The sequence below is a fragment of the Streptomyces sp. NPDC001450 genome, from assembly GCF_053597295.1.
Map to the genome: position 1 here is coordinate 1 of NZ_JBSFHY010000079.1, position 19453 is coordinate 19453.

Annotated in this window: 21 protein-coding genes and 2 pseudogenes; 19 read left to right on the forward strand and 4 right to left on the reverse strand. The window is 70.1% G+C overall.

Features of this window, described 5'->3' with window-relative positions:
- Positions 1 to 91: 91 nt before the first annotated feature.
- Both ACWC5O_RS43790 and ACWC5O_RS43795 read right to left on the reverse strand, forming a co-directional pair.
- Entirely contained in the window at positions 92 to 868 is a 777-nt protein-coding gene (locus tag ACWC5O_RS43790; protein WP_450592160.1) for a cache domain-containing protein, read from the reverse strand.
- Positions 869 to 904: 36 nt separating this feature from the next.
- Positions 905 to 1666: a FadR/GntR family transcriptional regulator gene (locus tag ACWC5O_RS43795; protein ID WP_450592161.1), complete on the reverse strand. Its 762-nt coding sequence runs from the start codon at positions 1664 to 1666 to the stop codon at positions 905 to 907.
- A gap of 110 nt (positions 1667 to 1776) precedes the next feature.
- Between ACWC5O_RS43795 and ACWC5O_RS43800 the strand changes: the two genes are divergently transcribed.
- From ACWC5O_RS43800 to ACWC5O_RS43880, 17 genes and pseudogenes are all read left to right on the forward strand, one after another.
- Positions 1777 to 2808 carry an ABC transporter ATP-binding protein gene (locus ACWC5O_RS43800; protein WP_450592162.1) on the forward strand — a complete coding sequence of 344 codons (1032 nt, stop codon included), beginning with the start codon at positions 1777 to 1779 and terminating at the stop codon, positions 2806 to 2808.
- Positions 2809 to 2866: 58 nt separating this feature from the next.
- The gene (locus tag ACWC5O_RS43805; protein WP_450592164.1) at positions 2867 to 4060 is read left to right on the forward strand and encodes an ABC transporter substrate-binding protein; all 1194 of its coding nucleotides are present in this window, start codon (positions 2867 to 2869) and stop codon (positions 4058 to 4060) included.
- Between the two features lie 3 nt (positions 4061 to 4063).
- Positions 4064 to 4957, forward strand: a complete 894-nt coding sequence (locus tag ACWC5O_RS43810; RefSeq protein WP_450592165.1) for an ABC transporter permease — start codon at positions 4064 to 4066, stop codon at positions 4955 to 4957.
- 12 nt (positions 4958 to 4969) lie between these two features.
- Positions 4970 to 5785 (forward strand): ABC transporter permease, encoded by an 816-nt coding sequence (locus ACWC5O_RS43815; protein WP_450592167.1) that lies wholly within the window; start codon positions 4970 to 4972, stop codon positions 5783 to 5785.
- A gap of 196 nt (positions 5786 to 5981) precedes the next feature.
- Complete coding sequence (locus ACWC5O_RS43820) at positions 5982 to 6221, forward strand: hypothetical protein (protein WP_450592169.1); 240 nt, start codon at positions 5982 to 5984, stop codon at positions 6219 to 6221.
- 72 nt (positions 6222 to 6293) lie between these two features.
- Positions 6294 to 6821 carry a DinB family protein gene (locus ACWC5O_RS43825; RefSeq protein ID WP_450592170.1) on the forward strand — a complete coding sequence of 176 codons (528 nt, stop codon included), beginning with the start codon at positions 6294 to 6296 and terminating at the stop codon, positions 6819 to 6821.
- A gap of 127 nt (positions 6822 to 6948) precedes the next feature.
- Entirely contained in the window at positions 6949 to 7071 is a 123-nt protein-coding gene (locus tag ACWC5O_RS43830; protein ID WP_450592171.1) for a hypothetical protein, read from the forward strand.
- A 157-nt stretch (positions 7072 to 7228) separates the two neighbouring features.
- Positions 7229 to 8076: pseudogene (locus ACWC5O_RS43835) on the forward strand (DMT family transporter).
- A 326-nt stretch (positions 8077 to 8402) separates the two neighbouring features.
- The gene (locus ACWC5O_RS43840) at positions 8403 to 9584 is read left to right on the forward strand and encodes an ATP-binding protein (RefSeq protein ID WP_450592173.1); all 1182 of its coding nucleotides are present in this window, start codon (positions 8403 to 8405) and stop codon (positions 9582 to 9584) included.
- Positions 9581 to 10423: a roadblock/LC7 domain-containing protein gene (locus ACWC5O_RS43845; RefSeq protein WP_450592174.1), complete on the forward strand. Its 843-nt coding sequence runs from the start codon at positions 9581 to 9583 to the stop codon at positions 10421 to 10423. The genes ACWC5O_RS43840 and ACWC5O_RS43845 overlap by 4 nt, the downstream gene beginning before the upstream one ends.
- The gene (locus ACWC5O_RS43850; protein ID WP_145884578.1) at positions 10420 to 10803 is read left to right on the forward strand and encodes a DUF742 domain-containing protein; all 384 of its coding nucleotides are present in this window, start codon (positions 10420 to 10422) and stop codon (positions 10801 to 10803) included. The genes ACWC5O_RS43845 and ACWC5O_RS43850 overlap by 4 nt, the downstream gene beginning before the upstream one ends.
- Before the next feature lie 3 nt (positions 10804 to 10806).
- A complete protein-coding gene (locus ACWC5O_RS43855) occupies positions 10807 to 11367 on the forward strand; it encodes a GTP-binding protein (RefSeq protein WP_450592175.1) in 561 nt (186 codons plus the stop codon).
- Positions 11368 to 11380: 13 nt separating this feature from the next.
- Complete coding sequence (locus tag ACWC5O_RS43860; RefSeq protein ID WP_450592177.1) at positions 11381 to 12742, forward strand: cytochrome P450; 1362 nt, start codon at positions 11381 to 11383, stop codon at positions 12740 to 12742.
- 96 nt (positions 12743 to 12838) lie between these two features.
- A complete protein-coding gene (locus tag ACWC5O_RS43865; protein ID WP_450592179.1) occupies positions 12839 to 14086 on the forward strand; it encodes a cytochrome P450 in 1248 nt (415 codons plus the stop codon).
- 5 nt (positions 14087 to 14091) lie between these two features.
- Positions 14092 to 14880 carry an enoyl-CoA hydratase/isomerase family protein gene (locus ACWC5O_RS43870; protein ID WP_450592188.1) on the forward strand — a complete coding sequence of 263 codons (789 nt, stop codon included), beginning with the start codon at positions 14092 to 14094 and terminating at the stop codon, positions 14878 to 14880.
- A gap of 200 nt (positions 14881 to 15080) precedes the next feature.
- On the forward strand, positions 15081 to 15212 hold the full coding sequence (locus tag ACWC5O_RS43875; protein ID WP_450592181.1) for a hypothetical protein: 132 nt from the start codon (positions 15081 to 15083) through the stop codon (positions 15210 to 15212).
- Positions 15209 to 15616, forward strand: a complete 408-nt coding sequence (locus ACWC5O_RS43880) for a hypothetical protein (protein WP_450592182.1) — start codon at positions 15209 to 15211, stop codon at positions 15614 to 15616. Before ACWC5O_RS43875 ends, ACWC5O_RS43880 begins: the two co-directional genes overlap by 4 nt.
- Before the next feature lie 96 nt (positions 15617 to 15712).
- Here ACWC5O_RS43880 and snpA read toward each other — a convergent pair whose 3' ends face one another.
- A complete protein-coding gene (gene snpA / locus ACWC5O_RS43885; RefSeq protein ID WP_450592183.1) occupies positions 15713 to 16396 on the reverse strand; it encodes a snapalysin in 684 nt (227 codons plus the stop codon).
- Positions 16397 to 16584: 188 nt separating this feature from the next.
- On the opposite strand from snpA, the gene ACWC5O_RS43890 reads away from it, so the two are divergent.
- Together ACWC5O_RS43890 and ACWC5O_RS43895 are read left to right on the forward strand one after the other, a co-directional pair.
- Positions 16585 to 17553, forward strand: coding sequence for a LysR family transcriptional regulator (locus tag ACWC5O_RS43890; protein WP_450592185.1), 969 nt, complete (start codon positions 16585 to 16587; stop codon positions 17551 to 17553).
- Between the two features lie 67 nt (positions 17554 to 17620).
- Positions 17621 to 18055, forward strand: a complete 435-nt coding sequence (locus tag ACWC5O_RS43895; RefSeq protein WP_450592186.1) for an alpha/beta fold hydrolase — start codon at positions 17621 to 17623, stop codon at positions 18053 to 18055.
- Positions 18056 to 19358: 1303 nt separating this feature from the next.
- On the opposite strand, the pseudogene ACWC5O_RS43900 reads toward ACWC5O_RS43895, so the two are convergent.
- Positions 19359 to 19453 (reverse strand): annotated as a pseudogene (locus tag ACWC5O_RS43900) (beta-ketoacyl synthase N-terminal-like domain-containing protein); the annotation flags it as partial.

Consider the following 19453-nt stretch of genomic DNA (forward strand, 5'->3'; position numbering starts at 1 on the left):
TCCTCCGCCTTGCAGCTGCACGCACCAGGCCCCGCTCGGGTCGGCCAGTCCGCACCGCTTGTCACGGCCGACCTGATCCAAACGACACCCCCTAGGCCAGTACGAGAACGAGCGGAATGCCGTGGCAGGGCACCATGCGCAGGCCCGCGTACTCGGCGGGCGTCGCCTCGGTGAGCAGTTCGCCGAAGTCGGGGCCCTTGGTGAGGGAGCCGGCCAGGTGCGCGGGGTCGGCGGAGGCGGCGACCCGGCCGCGGGCGTTGACCAGGTGGGCGGGCCGGGGCAGCCGCCGCAGCAGCGGGAGTACGGCCGCTTCGAAGTGCCGTAGGTACACGTCGGCCGCGGCGACCCCGGCGAAGCGCCCCTCGGCCTCGACCGGTGCGGACAGGGTGAGGCTGTACTCGTCGGAGCAGAGATAGTCGACGTACGGTCCGGCCACGGCGCGGCGCCCGGTGTCGCGGGGCAGAGCGAACCAGTCCCAGTGCGTGTAGTCGGAGTACGCCGAGTGCCCGGGGTCGAGGTCGAGCAGCAGGGGTCGTACGTCGCCGTCGGCGCCCGTCTGCCACCACTCCAGCCATGCGGGTACGTCGGTCAGCAGCCCGGGGGCGGCCACGAAGCCGACGCCGGAGACCAGTTCCTGGCGGGTCAGTCGCTGGTGCAGTCCGGGGCGGAGGGCGGCGAGGTCCGCGCTCGCGGGGCGACGGCCCTGTGCGGCCGCCTTGGCGAGCAGGGCCGCGGTGTCGGCCCGGGTGGCGGCGACGGCCTCGAACACCGCCTCCAGCGCACCGCCCACCTGCGAGGCCACCCATGCCTCGGCGTCCGTCTCGATCGTCGCGGCAGCCGAGTGGACCTGCCCGGGGCTCCAGCCCATGGTGTCCTCCAGCGGACGGAACCGGACGCGGCGCGTTCAGAGGGTGAGGCGTACGGCGACGAGCCGCGCCGTCGACTCCCTGACGCACCGCTCGGCCAGCGTGCCGGCCGATTCGTGGGCCCCATCTTGCACCGCCGAGATCACGGAGCGATGACGGTCCGCCACTTCTTCACGATATTCGCCGCTCCCCAGGACCAGGCACAGCAGCGCGCCCACCTCGCTCTGCAGCGCGACCTGCTCCCGGGTGAGCCTGGCGGACTGAGCCGCCGCGGCGAGTTCCACGTGGAAGCGGCCGTACAGGCGGCTGCGCGCCGCCGTCTCCTCCGCGTGGGCCAGCTCCTCGGCCGTACGGCGCAGGGGATGGAGGTCCTCGGGTTCGGTGCGCTGGGCGGCGAGGCGGGCGGCGGCGCCGGACAGGGCGGCCCAGTGGTCGCCCAGGTCGCGCAGTTCCTCGGTGCTCCAGCCGCGCAGCCGGGCCTTGAGCCGGTCGTCGGCGGGGACCTCGGGCAGGGACACGAAGCTGCCGCCGCCGCGGCCCCTGCGGGTGGTGACCAGGCCCTGCTGCCTGAGCGCCATCAGCGCCTCACGCAGGGTAACGGTCGACACGCCGAGCTGCCCGGCCAGTTCGCTCTCACCCGGAAGCTGCTCGCCGTCGGCGAGGAGTCCCAGTTCTATGGCGTCGCCGATGCGGCGGACGACCGTGTCCACGCGGGCCCGGTTGTCCACCGGGCTGAAGACGGCCCGCCGGGCGCCGCCGCCCGCTCCCCGGACGCCGCCGTCGATCTCGTGTTGCCTCACGGCCACCACCTCGTGCGTTGACTCAAGCTTTACCCTAAGGGGACCTTGAGCTTAGAACTATGACTTCATATGTTTGCGGTCAACGTTGAGCGCGCCAGAAAGGTTCCCGCATGGAGGGGATTGCGATCCGGCTGCAGGACCTGCGGAAGTCGTTCGGGGAGACGACCGCCGTGGCCGGTGTGGACCTGGAGATCCGGGACGGGGAGTTCTTCTCCATGCTCGGCCCCTCCGGCTCGGGGAAGACCACGGTCCTCAGACTCATCGCCGGGTTCGAGACGCCCACCGCGGGCCGGATCGAACTGGCCGGGCAGGAGGTCACCGGCCTCGCCCCGTTCGAACGGGACGTGCACACGGTCTTCCAGGACTACGCCCTGTTCCCGCACATGACGGTCGAGCAGAACGTCGCCTACGGGCTCAAGGTCCGCAAGGTGCCGAAGCCCGAACGCCTGGTCCGCGCCCGCAAGGCGCTCGCCGAGGTCCGTCTGGAGGGCTACGGCCAACGGCGCCCCGCCCAGCTCTCCGGCGGACAGCGCCAGCGCGTCGCCCTCGCCCGCGCCCTCGTCGGCCGCCCCCGGGTCCTGCTCCTCGACGAGCCCCTCGGCGCCCTCGACCTGAAGCTGCGCGAACAGATGCAGGTCGAACTCAAGGCACTCCAGCGGGAGGTGGGCATCACCTTCGTCTTCGTCACCCACGACCAGGAGGAGGCCCTGACGATGAGCGACCGCATCGCCGTCTTCGACCAGGGCCGCATCGCCCAGGTCGGCACACCCGCCGAGATATACGAGCGCCCCGCGACCCCGTTCGTCGCCGGCTTCGTCGGCACCTCGAACCTGCTGGAGGGCGAGGCGGCCCACCGGATCGTCGGCACCCCCGGCACGTACAACATCCGCCCGGAGAAGATCCGTGTCCTGAAGGAGTCCGCCGAGGCGGACGAGCCCGGACACGCGAACGTCACCGGCACGGTCGCCGAGGTCGTCTACCTCGGCGACGCCACCCGCTTCCTCGTCGACCTCGACGGGGGCGGCCGCCTCACCGCACTCCAGCAGAACCTCGAGACCTCCTCCGAGGACGTCGCCGCCTACCGCGGCGCCCGGGTGCGCCTCCAGTGGCACCGCGGACACGCCGTCCGGATACCCGCCTGACCCCCCACCCCCCGAACCCCCCGCTCCGCGCCAGGCTCCCTCACTCATGGAGAACGTCGTGCGTCTCACCCGAACCCTCGTGGCCGCGGCCGGCACCGCGGCCCTGCTGCTCACCGCCGCCTGCGGCTCCTCCGGCAACGGCTCCTCGGCCACCGGCCTGAATCCGCCCGACCTCAAGGCCCCGACGAAGCTCGGCAGGACCGAGGGCCAGGTCAATCTGATCGCCTGGGCGGGCTACGTCGAGGACGGTTCCAACGACCCCAAGGTGAACTGGGTCGGCGACTTCGAGAAGCAGACCGGCTGCCAGGTCCACTCCAAGGTCGCCGCCAGCTCGGACGAGATGGTCAAGCTGATGAAGACCGGGGAGTACGACGCCGTCTCCGCCTCCGGGGACGCCTCCCTGCGCCTGATCGCCTCCGGCGACGCGGCCCCCGTCAACACCGGCCTCGTCCCCAACTACAAGGACGTCTTCAGCGGCCTCAAGAACGGCGCCTGGAACTCGGTGAACGGACAGATGTACGGCATCCCGCACGGCCGGGGCGCCAACCTGCTGATGTACAACACCGAGAAGGTGAGCCCGGCGCCCACCTCCTGGTCGGCGGTCTTCGACGACGCCCAGAAGTACCAGGGGCACGTCACCGCGTACGACTCGCCGATCTACATCGCGGACGCGGCCCTGTACCTCAAGGCCACCAGGCCCGAGCTGAAGATCAAGGACCCGTACGCGCTCGACCAGAAGCAGTTCGACGCCGCCGTGGCCCTGCTGAAGAAGCAGAACGCGAACATCGGCGAGTACTGGAGCGACTACCTCAAGGAGATCTCCGCCTTCAAGAGCGGGGACTCGGTCGTCGGCACCACCTGGCAGGTCATCGCCAACCTGACCGCCGGTGAGGGCGCCAAGGTCAAGGCGTTCGTCCCGAAGGAGGGCTCGACCGGCTGGTCGGACACCTGGATGGTGTACGCCAGGGCCAAGCACCCCAACTGCGCCTACAAGTGGCTCGACTGGATCGTCTCCCCCAAGGTCAACGCCCAGGTCGCCGAGTACTTCGGCGAGGCCCCGGCCAACTCCAAGGCCTGTGCCGAGACCGGCGACAAGAACTTCTGCACGACCTACCACGCGGCCGACGAGGGCTACTGGAAGAACATCGCCTTCTGGAACACGCCCATCGAGCAGTGCCTCGACGGCCGCAAGGACGTCAAGTGCGTGCCGTACGCGAAGTGGGTGCAGGCCTGGACCGAGATCAAGGGCTGAGCCGTGACGAGTGAAGTGACGCCCGCCGCCGGACGGGGAACCGTCCGGCGGCTCGCCGGAGCGCTGCACACGAGACCCCGGCTGCGCCTGGCCCTGCTGCTCACCGCGCCGCTGCTGTGGCTGACCGTCCTCTACCTGGGCTCGCTGACGGTCCTGTTCGTCTCCGCGTTCTGGACGACCAACTCCTTCACCTCCCAGGTGGTGAAGGTCTGGTCGACGGACAACTTCCACGCCCTGTTCACGACCCCGGTCTTCCGCCAGGTGATCCTGCGCAGTGTCGGCGTGGCGCTCGCGGTGACCGTGCTGTGCGCCGTGATCGCGTTCCCGGTCGCCTTCTACACCGCGCGGGTGGCCCGCCCCAAGTGGCGCCCGCTGCTTGTCGTGGCGATCCTGACCCCGCTGTGGGCGAGCTACCTGGTGAAGGTGTACGCCTGGCGGCTGATCCTCTCCGAGGGCGGCCTCGCCGACTGGATGCTGGGGCCCTTCGGCCTGAGCGGCCCGGGCTTCGGCCTGCCGGCCACCGTGCTCACCCTGACGTACCTGTGGCTGCCGTACATGATCCTGCCGATCCACACGGCCCTGGAACAGCTTCCGGGCAACCTGCTCGACGCCTCCGCGGACCTCGGCGCGAAGGCCGGCCGCACCTTCCGCTCGGTGGTGCTGCCCATGGTGCTGCCCTCCGTGGCCGCCGGCTCCGTGTTCACCTTCTCGCTCAGCCTCGGTGACTACATCACCGTGCAGATCGTCGGCGGCAAGACCCAGCTCGTCGGCAACCTCGTGTACTCCAACATCGAACTCAACCTGCCCATGGCTGCCGCGCTCGGCACCGTCCCCGTGCTCGTGATCGTCCTGTACCTGCTGGCGATCCGCCGCACGGGCGCCCTGACCAGCCTGTAGGAGAAGAGCGCCATGCATCTCAGCCGCACCGCGCGCATCGCCCTGCGCACAGGCGCCGCACTCGGCTTCGCGGTGATCTACGTCCCGCTCCTGCTCGTCCTCGTCAACTCCCTGAATCCCGACCGCAGTGCGAGCTGGCCGCCGCCGGGGTTCACCCTGCGCTGGTGGTCCGTCGCCCTCGACAACTCCGGTGCGCGCGAGGCTCTGTGGGTGTCCGTGAAGGCGGGCCTGGGTGCCACCGCGATCGCATTGGTCCTCGGCACGCTCATCGCGTTCGCGGTGGCCCGGCACCGGTTCTTCGGCCGCGACACGGTGTCGTTCATCGTGGTCCTGCCGATCGCGCTGCCCGGCATCGTCACGGGCATCGCGCTCAACTCGGCCTTCGGCACCGTCCTCGCGCCGCTCGGTGTGGGCCTCGGGCTGTTCACCGTGATCGTCGGCCACGCCACGTTCTGCATCGTGGTGGTCTTCAACAACGTGGTGGCCCGGCTGCGCCGTACGGCCGCCTCGTACGAGGAGGCGGCGATGGACCTGGGGGCGACCACCTTCCGTGCCTTCGCGGACGTCACCTTCCCGCTGGTCCGCTCCGCGCTGCTGGCCGGCGGCCTGCTCGCGTTCGCCCTGTCCTTCGACGAGATCGTCGTCACGACCTTCACCGCGGGACCCGGCATCGAGACCCTCCCCATCTGGATCTTCGACAACATGACCCGGCCCCAGCAGGCGCCCGTGGTGAACGTCGTGGCGGCCGTCCTCGTCCTGCTGTCGGTCGTCCCGATCTATGTCGCCCAGCGGCTGTCCTCGGACACGGCGACGTCGAGCCGGGTGTGAGAGGGGACCCGTCCGGCACACCAGCGACGGCAAGCAGGACCTGGCCGTCGTCGCCGGCGGCCGGACCTACGTGTACCGCGGCTGTTCGACGACACTCAAGATGCCCATGTGGGCGGTGAGTTGCAGGCATGCTGCGTGCCGACGGATTCGGACGCATGCGGGCGGGGTCGGGGTGTTCGTTGGCGGCGAGGCGCCGGTGCTCACGGTAGAGGCGGATGCGGCCAGGGTCGAGGCCAGGTTGTCGGCGGGCAAGGTCGAGTGCCCGGATTGCGGCGGTGTGCTCGCGCCGTGGAGTGGGCGAGGCGCATCGCGCGGCTACCCGCGGGCGGTCAACAACCTCGCCCTGCAGGCCCTGGTCGCCGCGTTCGCCACCGGCAAGAACCTCGTCGACGAGGCCGCCGCCCGCGCGTCGGTGAGCGAGGTGGTCGGCGACTGAACCACCTGTTGAGCCTGGCGGGGATGGGGATTGAGGATACCTACTGACCTAAATGCCTCCTACGGTCGGTCCATGACCACTTCGTCGCAAAGCCCGGCCCCGTTTCTTCCAGGCGAGCGCGGTGAGCTGCTGCATGCACTCGCGGAGCAGAGGGCGTTACTGCTGATCACCACGCGCGATGTCACCGACACCCAGGCTGCCGAGCGCACGACCGTGAGCGAGCTCACCCTGGGCGGGATTGTCAAGCACCTCACCCGGGGTGAGCGGGTGTGGACGCAGATCATGGTCAAGGGGGACGGAGAACTGCCGGAGGGCACGCTCGACCTGGATCAATACCGCATGGTCGAAGGCGAGTCGCTCGCAGGGCTGCTCGAGCAGTACACCGCCGCCGCTCACAGGACCGAGGAGTCCGTGGTTGCCCTGCCGGACCTCGACCGGAGCGTGCCCCTTCCCAAGACCCCGTGGTCGCCGCCGGAAACCGTCCACTGGTCTGCACGCCGGATCCTGCTGCACCTGATCAGGGAGACAGCCCAGCATGCCGGACACGCGGACATCATCCGGGAAGCACTCGACGGGGCGAGCACCACCGCTCAACGGTGATCGCCCGCCGGGGATCTTCGAGGAGTCCCAACACAACCGGCACCTTGCCGAGGAAACGACACCTTGCCGACGACCGCCCCGCCGGAATGCCACCGGCGGGGCCTCGCCGTCAGAGTCCATCGGCATCGTGACCGCCGCCTCACGTGACGGCACCTACGGTTCCCTGCTGCTGCCGGGTTCGCCCGGCGGGCATCACCGTGAGGGGGGCACCGCCGTGGACGGGGAGATCATCCTGGGCATGCCGCAATAGGGCCGGGTCCAGGCACTGGGGCGTGTGGGGCGGCCCGGCCTCCGGGTTCTGCGGCGTGCGGGCCGCGGCCGGCTTCGGCGGCGGCTCCGGGAGGGCATCCGTAGGCTGAGAGTGCCCGAGCTCCTCCGGAAGGTGTGCCCGCAGGCGGGAGACGGTCGTGATCGAACTGGCCGCGGCGTTCGCCGTCGCGGGAGCGGCGAGCAACGCCGTGGGCACGGCGTTCCAGCGCAGGGCCGCGTCCACGAGCCGGCGCGGCGGGGTGCGGCTCCTGGCGGATCTGGTGCGCCGGCCGGCCTGGCTGATCGGCATGGCCGGGGTGGTCGGCGCCGCGCTGTTCCAGAGCCTGGCCCTCGTCAACGGCCCGCTCGCGCTGGTCCAGCCACTCTTCATCCTGGAGCTTCCCTTCGCCCTGCTCGTCGCCGGCCGCTGATGCACCGCCGGCTGCCCCGCTCGGGCTGGTGGGGGGTCGGCGGTGTGGTGACTGGCCTGGCCGTCCTGCTCTCGGCGGCCGCTCCGCACGGCGCCACCTCCCAGGCACCGCTCGCGCGGTGGATCCCGGCGCTCGGCCTGTGCCTCGGCGGAATGGCCGCCACGGTCCTGCCTGCCGGCCGGGGGCGCCCGGCGGTGCGCCGTGCCGCGCTGCTGGCCGCTGCCTCGGCCATGGGCAACGCGCTGACCGCCGCGCTCCTGAAGTCGGCCTCGGGGACCTTCGCCGACCACGGCTTCCTGGCGTTCCTGCGGTCCTGGCAGACGTACGGTTTCGCGGTCACCGGCGCGGTCGCCGTGCTCCTGCTGGAGAACGCCCTGCAGGCCGGTCCGCTGGTGGCGGCGCAGCCCGCGCTGACCATCGGGGACGCGATGGTCAGCCTGGCCCTCGGTATCGCCCTGTTCGACGAACGCATCCGCACGGGCCGGTGGCTGGTGCCCGAAATATGCGGTGCCGTACTGATCGTCGCGGGCGTGGTGGTCCTGAGCCGGGCCGTCCAGCGCCTCGCCGTCCGTTAAGTCCGTGAAAGAGTAATCAGTCCTTCATGGTGCCGAATAAATACCCCACACCCTCACGACTCGGCCGCACTGCCGTTGACTGTCGTTCAATCAATAACCTCTTGGCCAACATGCAACGGTTACCGGTCGACTCCGCGTTGTGAAGGTTCCCCTATCTCAGTGATAGCATCCCCGCGTCTGCGACCTTGGTCCACTCGGCTCAGGCGCTGTTTTGAGATCGGGCCGGTTCTCGACACGACGGCGACCGAGTCGTACCAAGCGGTTGTGCCACGGATTCCCCCGATCCGTCCGCCGACGACTGCAGGCTACATATAGGAAAGGTTTCCATGAATCGAGACGCACTCGTGTGGTGCCTGGTTGCGGCGACGACCATCGCCGTCGCCGCGGCCCTGGTGCTCAGTCGCCGCAACAAGGCCATAGCGGCGAAGAAGCAGCAGGCCGAGGCCGCGCTCACGCAGAGGCTGAGCGAGGCCGACGTGCAACTGGCCGCTTTAAGAGCGGAGTTGCAGCAGCACCAGGACGAGCACGACAAGACCATCCAAGAAGCCGAAGAGGCGGCCGAGGAGAGCACCAAGGCTGTTCTCAAGGGTTCCGCGCGCTTTCTGCAGAGCCTTGCCGCGGAACAGCTGGCGCTTCTTGAAGAAATCCAGCGCAAGTACGGCGGCCATTCCGTCCTGAGTGATTTGCTGGAAGTCAGTCACGCCAATGCACAGATGGCCCGTAAGTCACAGGGCATTGCGGTTATGTGTGGTGCTCCGCTGGGTCGCCGTAATAGGCCTGCGAGCGTTTATGACGTGGTGCGCAGTGCGCAGGGTCAGATTCGCAACTTCCGGCGCGTCGAAATCATGCAGCAGACCGGTTTTGCATTGAAGGCGTCCGCCGTTTCTCCGGTCGCGCTCGCTGTCGCAGAACTTCTCGACAACGCTGCCAGCTTTTCTCAGCAGGGTTCGCCGATCGAGGTCACTTTCCAACGGGTGCAGAAGAACCTGTGCATCGTCATCGACGACGCCGGTGTCGGTATGAACGACGAGGACCGGCAGAAGGCCTCCGCGCTGCTCTCCGGTGACTTCCGGCCCCGTCTCTCGCATCTCGGCAACCAGCCGAAGTTCGGTTTCCCCGTCATCGGCCTGCTCGCGCAGCAGTACGGATTCCGGGTGGACGTCACCGGTGTCTCCCGCTACGGCGGCGTGCGCGCCGTCGTGCTGCTGCCGGAGGAGCTGTGGACCGAGGAGGAGGCGGCACCCGCCGAGGATTCCCAGGTCAGCGGCATCCGTGGCACCGTCGGCCGGCCGGAGCCCGTCAGCCGCACCGCCCACGGCCTGCCGCGGCGTGGCGCCCGCCAGGTGCCCATCGCCAGCGTTCCCGACCGGGACACCACGCAGCCGCCCGCCGCGGCGCCGGAGGACGCCGGCCGTGCCGCGGGCCGGAGCCTCGGAGCCTTCCAGCGCGGCACGCTCTCGGGCCGCAATCTCGCCTCGGCGCCGTCCGAAGGGTCCGATGACGCATGACCACAGACCTGTCGTGGATGCTCGAGGACATCGTGCACAACGTGCCGAAGGCGCGTCATGCTGTCCTGCTGTCCGCGGACGGCCTTCCCCGTGGCGCGACCGACGGCATGGCCCAGAAGGACGTGCGGACGATCTCCGCCGCCATGGCCGGCATGCAGTCGCTCAGCCGCGCGACCTCCCACTTCGCCGGGCCGGGGGAAGACAGGCAGTGGAACCAGACGATCATCGAGTTCTCGCACGGCTGGATCTTCCTGATCGGCGCCGGGCAGGGCGCCTACCTGGCGGCGGCCGCGGCGCCGGACGTCGACATGCAGCAGATCTCCTTCCGCATGCACCGGCTGGTCGCCCGGCTCGGCAACAACCTCACCTCGCCGCCCCGGGTGCACGCGGACGGCGTCGACGGGCAGTTCGGCGGGGCCCGGGCACAGCAGGAGGCGGGCGGCAAGGGGATCCCGATCGTGGACCTCGACGAGGTGGTCGCCAAGGTGCAAGGTGCCCGCCACGCCGTCCTGTTGGGCTCCGACGGCCTGCCCCGCGGGGCCACCACGGGCATGAGTCAGGACCTGGCGGACACCATCTCCGCGGCGATGACGGGGATTCACGCCTACAGCCGGGCCACCTCGCAGTTCGCCGGTGTGGGCCAGGAGGCGCAGTGGCGGCAGACGGTGATCGAGTTTCAGCACGGCTGGATCTTCCTGATCTCGGCCGGCCGCGGTGCGTTCCTGGCCGCGGCCGCCGAACACGATGCCGATATCGAGGAGTTCACCACCCGGCTGCATCAGGTGGTGCCCCGGCTGAGCGCATATATGGCACCACGCGGGGAGGCGAGCCGTACGTGAATGACGGGCCGGATCAGGAACTTGAGCTGACCTCAGCATTAGTCCCGCTCTTCGTGATCACGAACGGGCGAGCCCTGCCCCCGGACAATGCCTACGAGCGCACCACCCTGGTGTCCGCGCAAGAGGGTGCCACTGCTTCGGCTCGCACGCTTTCTCCGGAGGCGCGGCAGGTCCTGGAGCTGGTGACGGAAGGTTTTCTCTCCGTCGCCGAAGTGGCCGCCCACACGCATCTGCCGCTGGGGATCGTGCGGATTCTCCTGGCACAGATGGAGGAGAGCGGTCTCATCATCGCGCGGAAGCCCGTGCCCCGCGCCGAACGTGTCGACCGAGAAGTGCTCAACGCCGTACTCGACGGCCTCAAAGCCCGATTCGGAGCGTGATTCGTGTACCTGGATTCAGGTGTCCTCACCGCGGTGAAGATCCTCGTGGTGGGACACTTCGGGGTCGGGAAGACCACGTGCATCGGCAGCATCTCCGAGATCGAGCCCCTGCGGACCGAAGAGGAGATCACCGAAGCCAGCGTGGGTTTTGACGACCTGTCGGGGACTCCGGACAAGACCACCACGACGGTCGCCATGGACTTCGGCCGCCTGACCATCAGCGACGAGGTGGTGCTGTACCTCTTCGGCACGCCGGGTCAGGAGCGCTTCAAGGAAATGTGGGAGGAGCTGTCCCGGGGGGCACTGGGCGCGCTCGTCCTCGTCGACCCCGAGCGGCTGTCGGAGTCCTTCCCGGTCCTGGACCTGGTCGAGCGGTTCGGCCTGACGTACGCCATCGGCGTCAACCACTTCGACGGCACGACCGACTACCCGCTCGCGGAGATCCGCGACGCGCTGAACCTGTCCGACCGGACACCCGTCGTCGCCTGCGACGTACGGGACCAGCAGTCGTCGGCACAGGCCCTCATCACCCTCGTCCACCACCTACTGTCCCTTCTCGACTAGGAGCCTCCCCCACATGCAGCAGCGTCCCGGCATACAAGGGCCACCGCCCGGCTGCCCTGCGCACGGCAATGTCCCGCTCTACGGCCCGCAGTTCGGATCCGATCCCGACGCCACCTACGCGTACCTGCGCAGCCTCGGCCCGAGCGCGCCGGTCGACATCGCCCCGGGCGTGGAGGTCGAGCTGGTCACCAGCTACGACGCCGCCCTGTACATCCTGCAGAACCCCGCTTCGTTCGTCCGGGACTCGCGGCGCTGGCGGGCGCTGAACGAGGGACGGGTACCCGAGGACAGCCCGGCGCTGCCCATGATGGGGTACCGGCCCAACGCGCTGTTCAGCGACGGAGCGGCACACGCCCGCCTCCGCCAGGCCGTCACCGACAGTCTGGCCACCGTCAACGAGATCCAGCTGGTGCGGCAGACCCAGCAGTCCGCCGACTATCTGGTCAGCCGGTTCAGCTCCGACCGGCTCGGGCAGGCCGAGCTGATGGCCGAGTACGCGCAGCCGTTGCCGCTGCTGGTCTTCAGCGACCTGTTCGGGTGCCCGCCGGAGATCGGCGACCGGGTGATCGTCGGGATCAGCGGCATCTTCGACGGTACGACCGGTGCGGACCAGGTGCTGGGCGAGGCGCTCGGCGAGCTGATCGCGCTCAAGCGTCGCAGGCCCGGCAATGACCTGACGACCCGTCTGATGCAGCACTCCGCCGAACTGACCGACGAGGAGGTGCTGCACCAGCTCGTGACGCTGCTCTCGGGCGGCACCGCGCCCCTGTCGGCGGCGATCGGCACCAGCAGCGCGCTGATCCTCGGCGAGGACTGGCAGGCCGGCCTGCCGGTCGAGGACGCGGTCGGCCAGGCCCTGTGGAACTACGCGCCGATCGCCAACTACGCGGCCCATTACCCCACCCAGGACGTGGAGTTGGGGGGCCGTATGCTCCGCGCGAACGACCCGGTGGTGATCTCCTTCGCGGCCGCCAACACCGATCCCCGGCTGGCGGAGCATCGCGAGCAGCTCAGCGCCAAGGCCCATCTGTCCTTCGGGGCCGGGCCGCACGCCTGCCCGGCCAAGGACCCGGCGTTCATCATCGCCGTCACCGCCGTCGAGTCCCTCCTCAACCGGCTGCCCGACATCGAAGTCCGGATGCCCTTCAAGGACTTGAGCTGGGTGCCCGCTCCGTGGAGCCGGTCCCTGGTGGCGCTGCCGGTCCGGTTCACGCCGCGCACCGTGGCACCGACGGCCGCTCAGGCGCCGCAGCGGCCGGCCGCACCCACCCCGCACCACGTCCCGAGCTCTGCGCCGCAGCCTGCGGTGCCGGCCTCGTCCAAGCCCAAACCGGGCCTCTTCAGCCGATTCCTGGCATGGACCAGGGGAGAGTGACGTAGGCAACTCTCCGCGCGCATAGTCATCTTGTATGTATCAGTAAACGGGGGGGTATGCATGGCGGCTGATACGTGAGAGCAAGAAGGGGACATCGTGGAGATTGCGATAACTCCGCCCGTCGACAGGCGATTTGCCGTTTCGCTGTTCTCCCGGTTACGGACGGCGAAGGGCCAGGCCAATCCCTTCCCGATCTACGGGGAGCTGCGGTCGAGGGGCGGAGTCGTCGCAGCCCCCTGGGGTGGGCACCTCGTCACCGCCTTCGACCTGTGCGACCAGGTCCTGCGCAGCCGCGACTGGCTGGAGCCCGACGCACGCTGGCGGGAGCAGCAGGGAGACGGCACGCGCTGGACGGCTCCCTCCTCACGGGAGATGAGCCGGACACTGCCCGCGCTCAATCCGCCGGACCACACCTGGGTGCGCCGTTCGGCGGGCATGTTCGACCGCGCCTCCCTGGAACAGCTGCGCGGGACGGTGGACCACAGCACGACCAGGATCCTGGACTCGCTCGCCGAGCGGCTGCACGACGGTGAGGCGGACTTCAACGCCTTGGTCGGCGACGAGCTGCCCGTCGCCACCATCGGGCACTGGCTCGGGCTGCCGACCGCCGACTTCCCCCGGCTTCGGGATCTGACCCACGACCAGGTCTTCACCCAGGAACTGCTGCCGTCGGCCAGCCAGCTGGCCAAGTCGGACGCGGCCACGGCCGAGCTGCGGACCTACTTCATGGACCTGGTGCGCCTGCGCAGGGCCCGACCTGGTGACGACCCCGTCTCGCGGTGGATCACGGCGTGGGACGGCATGGAGAGCGACCAGGACAAGGCGGACGAAGCGGTCTACTTCCTCGCGTTGTTCGTGCTCCTGGCGGCGCTGGAGACCACGGCCACGCTGCTGTCGACGATGACGCTCCTGCTGCTGGAGCATCCCCGGCAGTGGGACTGGCTCACCGTCCACCCCGAACTCGTGCCCGCCGCCGTTGAAGAATCGTTGCGCTACGACCCGCCCACGCACGTCATCAGCCGCGTCTCCTCCCGGGACGGCGTCCTCGGCGGCGTCGAGGTCCACAAGGACGAGATGGTCCACCTCATGGTGGGCGCGGCCAACCGGGATCCGGCCAAGCACGAGGATCCCGAGCTGTTCAACCTGCACCGCAAACCGGCGCACCTCGCCTTCAGCGGTGGCATCCACTACTGCCTCGGGGCTCCCCTGGCCCGCATGGAGGCACAGACCGTGCTCCACCAGCTGGTCAGGCGCTTCCCCCGCCTCACCCTCGTACGCAGGCCGACCTGGGCACCGCGTGTGGCCTTCCGGCGCCTGCTGAACCTGGACGTCGCCCTCTCATGACCGAGATGATCAACACCTCCCCCCACTTCCCCTACAAGGCGCTGCACGTCGAACACGACGGGCCGGTCCTCCGGGCCCGCTTCAACCCCCCGGCACAGGACAGCACGCTGACCGTCGCCGCCCTCGACGACCTCGCCGCCCTGCTCCACAGCCTCCACGACCGGCCCGACATCCGGGTGCTGATCCTCTCTGCCGTCGGCGAGGACTTCTGTCTCGGCGCCGACCGGGTCGAGTACCAGGCGGCGCTGGCCGGGGACCCGACCGGTGCCGCCATGCGCCGGATCGCGGACAAGGCCCACCGCGTGTGCGACGCGCTGGAGAACACCCACGCGGTCACCATCGCCAGGCTCCACGGCAAGGTGGTCGGCGCCGGTCTCGCGCTCGCCTCCTTCTGCGACCTGCGCGCCGGAGCCGACAGCTGCCAGTTCCGTATGCCCGAGATCGGCCTCGGCCTGCCGCCCGCCTGGGGAGGTGCCATGGGCCGTCTGATCGTCGAGGGCGGAGCCGCCAGGATCCGCGAACTCATGCTCACCTGCGAGACGTTCGACGCGGCCACCGCCCACCGGCTCGGCCTCCTGCACAAGGTCGCCCCGCTCGACGAACTGGACGCGGCCGTCAACTCCTGGGTACGCCCGCTCGTCCGGCGCTCACCCGAAGCCCTCACCCTCACCAAACGTATGTTCGCGGGCTACTCGCGGGCCAACCGCACCGCCGACGTCGCGCTGCTGGACGCGCATCTCCTCACCGCGCAGCTCAACCAGGCCCGCCCCCAGCGCGTGGCCGAGCACTCCTAGGGAACCAGCGCCCGGTCAACGGCGACCGGGCGGCACCCGGAACCCAACTGCTGCTGCTTTGGCGGGCCTTCGGGTGCGTGGTAGCTTCACACGGTGTCCAAGATCGAGATCGACGCGGTGACGGCCGAGTTCTTCGGCGCCTTCGACAACCGCGGCGGCGGACCGGCCGACGTGGCACGCATCCGGCGGCTCGTCCTCCCTTGAGTGAGTACCGCAAGTCCGCGGTCATGAACGGCGAGCCGTTCGAGGGCGGCGGCACCAAGACCCTGCAGTTCGTGCGCACTCCGGACGGCTGGCGCATCGCAGCACTCGCCTGGTTCGACCGGCCGTGAGGAACGAGCGTCGCCTCCGTCGCCTCGTCGTCGGTGAGGCCGTCTGGTACTGGACCGTCCGGCAGCGCCTGGGGCCCACCCACGACGACTGCCGCCTCACCCTCTCGTTCTTCACCGACGGAACCGCCGAGGGTGCCGGCCGCCGGCTCTCCCTGGTCTTCGCTCCCTGCGCGATCGGGGTCGTCTCGAACACGTACTTCGAGTCGGGCACCGTGGTGCGCCTGCCGGACCGTAGTCACCTCAACCTCTACGAGCCCGGGACGGCACGCCGCCTCCTGGACGCCGCGGCACCCGCCCTCGCGGCACAGCCGGCTGCGCGGAACGTAGCGGTGGACGGCTGGCCGTACTTCGCCGAGGTCGTCGACCGCGCGGACCGGGCGGCCGAAGACCACGAACCTGCGTGAGGCGGGCCGCGCCCGGGTGGCACGGCCCGCCTCCGGTCGCAGGCGGATGGTTCTCAGACGGCCGGCGCGCCTTCGGTCAGTACACCTCGTTCAGGGTCAGTGCACCTTGTTCAGCTTGCCGAGCGCCTTGGCGAGACCGTTGGCCCACAGCTGGTTGACGCGGGCGCGCTCGGCCGCGTTCGGGTAGCGGTTGGTGCAGGACGGGCCCGGGCCGCCGCCCGACATCAGTTCGCTGCACGGACCGCTGTAGTGGTCCGGCAGCCCCAGCACGTGACCGGTCTCGTGCGCGGCGACGCGGATCGAGTCGTACTGCCGGTTCTGCGCGTAGTCGAGGAAGATGTAGCCGTTGCCGTGGCCGTCCGTGGAGGCGTAGGACCCCTCGGGGTCGTTGCCCTCGTAGTAGGCGAAGTCGGCGCCGCCCGAGGTCGCCTGCAGCTTGACGTTCGAGACGGAGCTGTTCCATATCGACGCGGCGCTCGATATCTGCGAACGGAAGCTCGGCGCCTGGGAGGCGTCGTAGTAGACGGTCACCGACCGCAGGCCCGGGTGTGCCGCCTGCTTCTTGGCGACCGAGGCCAGCACGGCCTCGAAGAACGCCTTGTTGTTCGCCGCCTCGCCGGCCGGGCCCGTGTAGCGGGCGTGCGGCGTGGCGGTGGAGCCGGTGCTCTGGGCGCTCGCGGGGATCGCGGTGCCCAGCGCCGCGAAGGCCAGGCCCAGGCCGAGCGCCAGCGCTCTCCTGGAGGCCTTCGTGGCAGGGGAGGACGTACGAGTCGACGTCATGTGGGGGGTGCTCCTACTCGTTCGTGTGGGGTGGTGAACGATCAGTTGCCCCTGAGTTTCCGTCACCCCGGCGGTCGACGGGATGATGGCAACTGGGGATAGCGTGCGACTATCACGCCCAACTCTGTTTATTCCGTTGGCGTTTGAACATCTGGCGCCTCATCAGGCACTGCCCTTACGCTCCGTGCATGGAGCTCGAGGTGAGGCACTTGCGCGTACTGTGCGCCATCGCCGACGCCGGCAGTCTGCACCAGGCCGCTCGCGAACTGGGCATGGCCCAGCCCTCGTTGAGCACCCAGCTGCGTCGCATCGAGCAGACGCTCGGCGGCCGGCTCTTCACCCGTGACCGTACGGGCAGCCGCCTCACCCCGCTGGGACACCTCGTGGTCAGCCGTGCCCGGCCGCTCGTCGCCGAACTCGCCGCGATCGTGGCCGAGACCAGGGCCGCGGCCGCCCGTGCCGCGGGCGGTCCCCGGCTGCGCATCGGCGCCACGGCCAGCCGGGCCCTGCCGGGCTGGCTCCGCCGGTTGCGCGCCCGTGTCCCGCCGGTCGAGCCCAGCCTCCAGATGGACGTGTCCGCGAACTCCCTGCTGCGGATGGTCGCCGAGGGCAGGCTCGACCTGGCCTTCGTGCACGAGGTCGAGGGCAGCCCGCTGCGCGTCCCGGCCGGGCTGCGCCTGCGGGTCCTGGTGGAACGCGAACCGCAGTTCGTCACCCTGGCCGCCGACCACCCCGCGGCGGCGCAGCGCGAGATACCCCTGACCGACCTCGCCCACGAACGCTGGATGATCGACTCCACGGTCGACGGCGAATGGGACGGCCTGTGCCGGGTGCTGCGCCAGGCCGGGATCGAACCCGACCTGCTGCACGGCGACTATCTCAGCGCCTACTCCCTGGCCGCCATCGGCGAGGTCGTCACGGTCAGCCAGCCGACCGCGCGCCCCCGCCCCGACCTCGCCATCCGGCCGTTGCAGGGTGACCCGATAGGGGTACGGCTGCTGCTCGCGGCCCGGACAGCGGCGGAACTCGACAACGGCGTGAGCGAGTTGGAGGAGGCCTACTGGGAGGCGGCTCACCAGGCGCCGGCGTATCAGGAATGGCTGGAGCGCAGGAGTCCCGGACGACCGGCCCGGCCGCATCGTTCGGTACGGGCCTGAGGGCGTCGGACTTCCGGGCGTTCGCCCACTCGGCCGAGGGATGGGTTCCGGGAGTCCGCGGGGTCAGTTGCGCGCTCAAGCCCCCGGCGCCCGCGGAACCGGCGGTCTCCCCGTCTTCTGGCTTCACGGCACACCCAACCTGGGCCTGCCGCCCAGGCCTCTCTTCCCCGCCTCCGCCCGGCTCGGCGTCCGCCGGGTGTCGTACGACCGCCCCGGATACGGCGGTCCGATCCCGCTCCACGGCCGCAGCGTCGCAACGGCCGTCGCCGACGTCGCCCACAGCGCCGATGCGCTCGGCATCGGCCGTTTCGCCGTCATGGGTCACTCCGGGGGCGCCTCGCACGCTCTGGCGTATGCCGCCGTACTGCCGGAACGGGTGCTGGGCGTGGTCGAGGTGTCGGGTCCGGCGCCGTTCCGGGCGGACTCGTCGACGACGGCCGTATCCGTCCTGAGCGACGCGGCCGCGGCCCTGGAGTGGCTGGTGCGGCCCGCGAGGCCGTGACCTCCGGTCGGGCCCTGTACAACCATCGGCCGGTGACCGAGGTCTCCTGTGCGGGAACGCGCGTTCCCGCACAGTTCAGCTGTCCGTAGCAGCCGATTCATACAGAGGATTTCATGCCCCCCACGCTCTCCGGCCCCCGTTTACTTCGCCAGGCCGCCGGTGCCGTCGGCGCCGTCGCCCTGATCGCGCTCGGTGCCGCGCCCGCCGGCGCCACGGACGCGGGACCCGGCCTGGTGCTGGGCAAGCTCGCCCCGATCGACGGTGTGCGGCCCGGCAGCGAGTTCAAGGTCCCCGCCTCCTTCACCGACACCGGAACCGCGGCGCTCGACAAGGTCTGGATGTCGTACTCCGTCACCCGTGGGCTCAGCCACACCGAGGTGCCCTCCAACTGCTTGCGCTACGAGATCCCTTCCTTCGACGAGGCGCCCAGCTCCTCGGACGTGGTCTGCGAGTTCGACCAGCAGGTGAAGCCCGACGTCGTCTACGCGCCCGACCAGGCGCTGACCCTGAAGGCACTCGACCGCGCCCTGTACGACGAGCTGCGGGTGACGGTCGCCACGTACGACCCCGCGTTCACGGACGCCGGCCCGCCGCCGGTGCGGGGTACGGGCCCGGCGGTGAAGCTGGTCGAGCGGCCCGACGAGACCCCGGCCGCACCGGGCTCCGCTCAGCACGAGGAGTGGGACGCGGCGACGGTGAAGGTGACCGCGAAGAACACGGCCGACTTCCAGGTGACCGGCGCACAGTTGAAGGGCAAGGTCGGGGACACGGTGCCGTTGGTGGTGAAGTTCACCAACGCCGGGCCCGGCTGGGTGCTCCGGGAGACCGGCGCGGGGGCGACCCGCGTGCACATCAAGGTGCCGGCCGGTACGTCGGTCGCCAAGACCGACGGGTTCTGCACCAGCGTGGGGTCGCGGACGTACGAGTGCGGTACCAGCGAGGCGTGGGTCGACGAGAACAGCGGGGAGACGTACGAGTTCCGGCTGAAGATCAACAAGGTGGTGTCCGGGGCCAAGGGCTCGGTGGCGCTCGCGGGAGAGCCCCGGCCGTTCGACACCGACAAGTCCAACGACACCGCGGACATCCTGCTCGACGTCTCCGGCGGCGGCTCCACGGGTGGCAGCGGCTCGACGGGCTCCACCGGAGACTCCGCCACGGGATCCACCGGCGGTTCGGGTTCCAGCACCGGCTCGGGATCCGGTTCCGGTTCGGCTTCCGGCTCCTCCTCCAGCACCACGGGCGGCACCGACACCACCGGCAGCTCGGGTTCCTCCTCCACGGGTGGTGATCTGGCGAGCACCGGGCCGCGCAGCGTGGCCGGGTCGATACCGGCCCGCTCGATCGCCTCCCACGACGTCTCCAGCAGCAGGCGCTGCTGCGGGTCGACGGCCAGCGCCT

Bases quoted from the DNA above. Each gene is read 5' to 3' on its own strand.
- ACWC5O_RS43790 (WP_450592160.1), bottom strand. From the start codon at position 868: ATGGGCTGGAGCCCCGGGCAGGTCCACTCGGCTGCCGCGACGATCGAG.
- ACWC5O_RS43800 (WP_450592162.1), top strand. From the start codon at position 1,777: ATGGAGGGGATTGCGATCCGGCTGCAGGACCTGCGGAAGTCGTTCGGG.
- ACWC5O_RS43815 (WP_450592167.1), top strand. From the start codon at position 4,970: ATGCATCTCAGCCGCACCGCGCGCATCGCCCTGCGCACAGGCGCCGCA.
- ACWC5O_RS43825 (WP_450592170.1), top strand. From the start codon at position 6,294: ATGACCACTTCGTCGCAAAGCCCGGCCCCGTTTCTTCCAGGCGAGCGC.
- ACWC5O_RS43840 (WP_450592173.1), top strand. From the start codon at position 8,403: ATGAATCGAGACGCACTCGTGTGGTGCCTGGTTGCGGCGACGACCATC.
- ACWC5O_RS43845 (WP_450592174.1), top strand. From the start codon at position 9,581: ATGACCACAGACCTGTCGTGGATGCTCGAGGACATCGTGCACAACGTG.
- ACWC5O_RS43860 (WP_450592177.1), top strand. From the start codon at position 11,381: ATGCAGCAGCGTCCCGGCATACAAGGGCCACCGCCCGGCTGCCCTGCG.
- ACWC5O_RS43870 (WP_450592188.1), top strand. From the start codon at position 14,092: ATGATCAACACCTCCCCCCACTTCCCCTACAAGGCGCTGCACGTCGAA.
- snpA (WP_450592183.1), bottom strand. From the start codon at position 16,396: ATGACGTCGACTCGTACGTCCTCCCCTGCCACGAAGGCCTCCAGGAGA.
- ACWC5O_RS43890 (WP_450592185.1), top strand. From the start codon at position 16,585: ATGGAGCTCGAGGTGAGGCACTTGCGCGTACTGTGCGCCATCGCCGAC.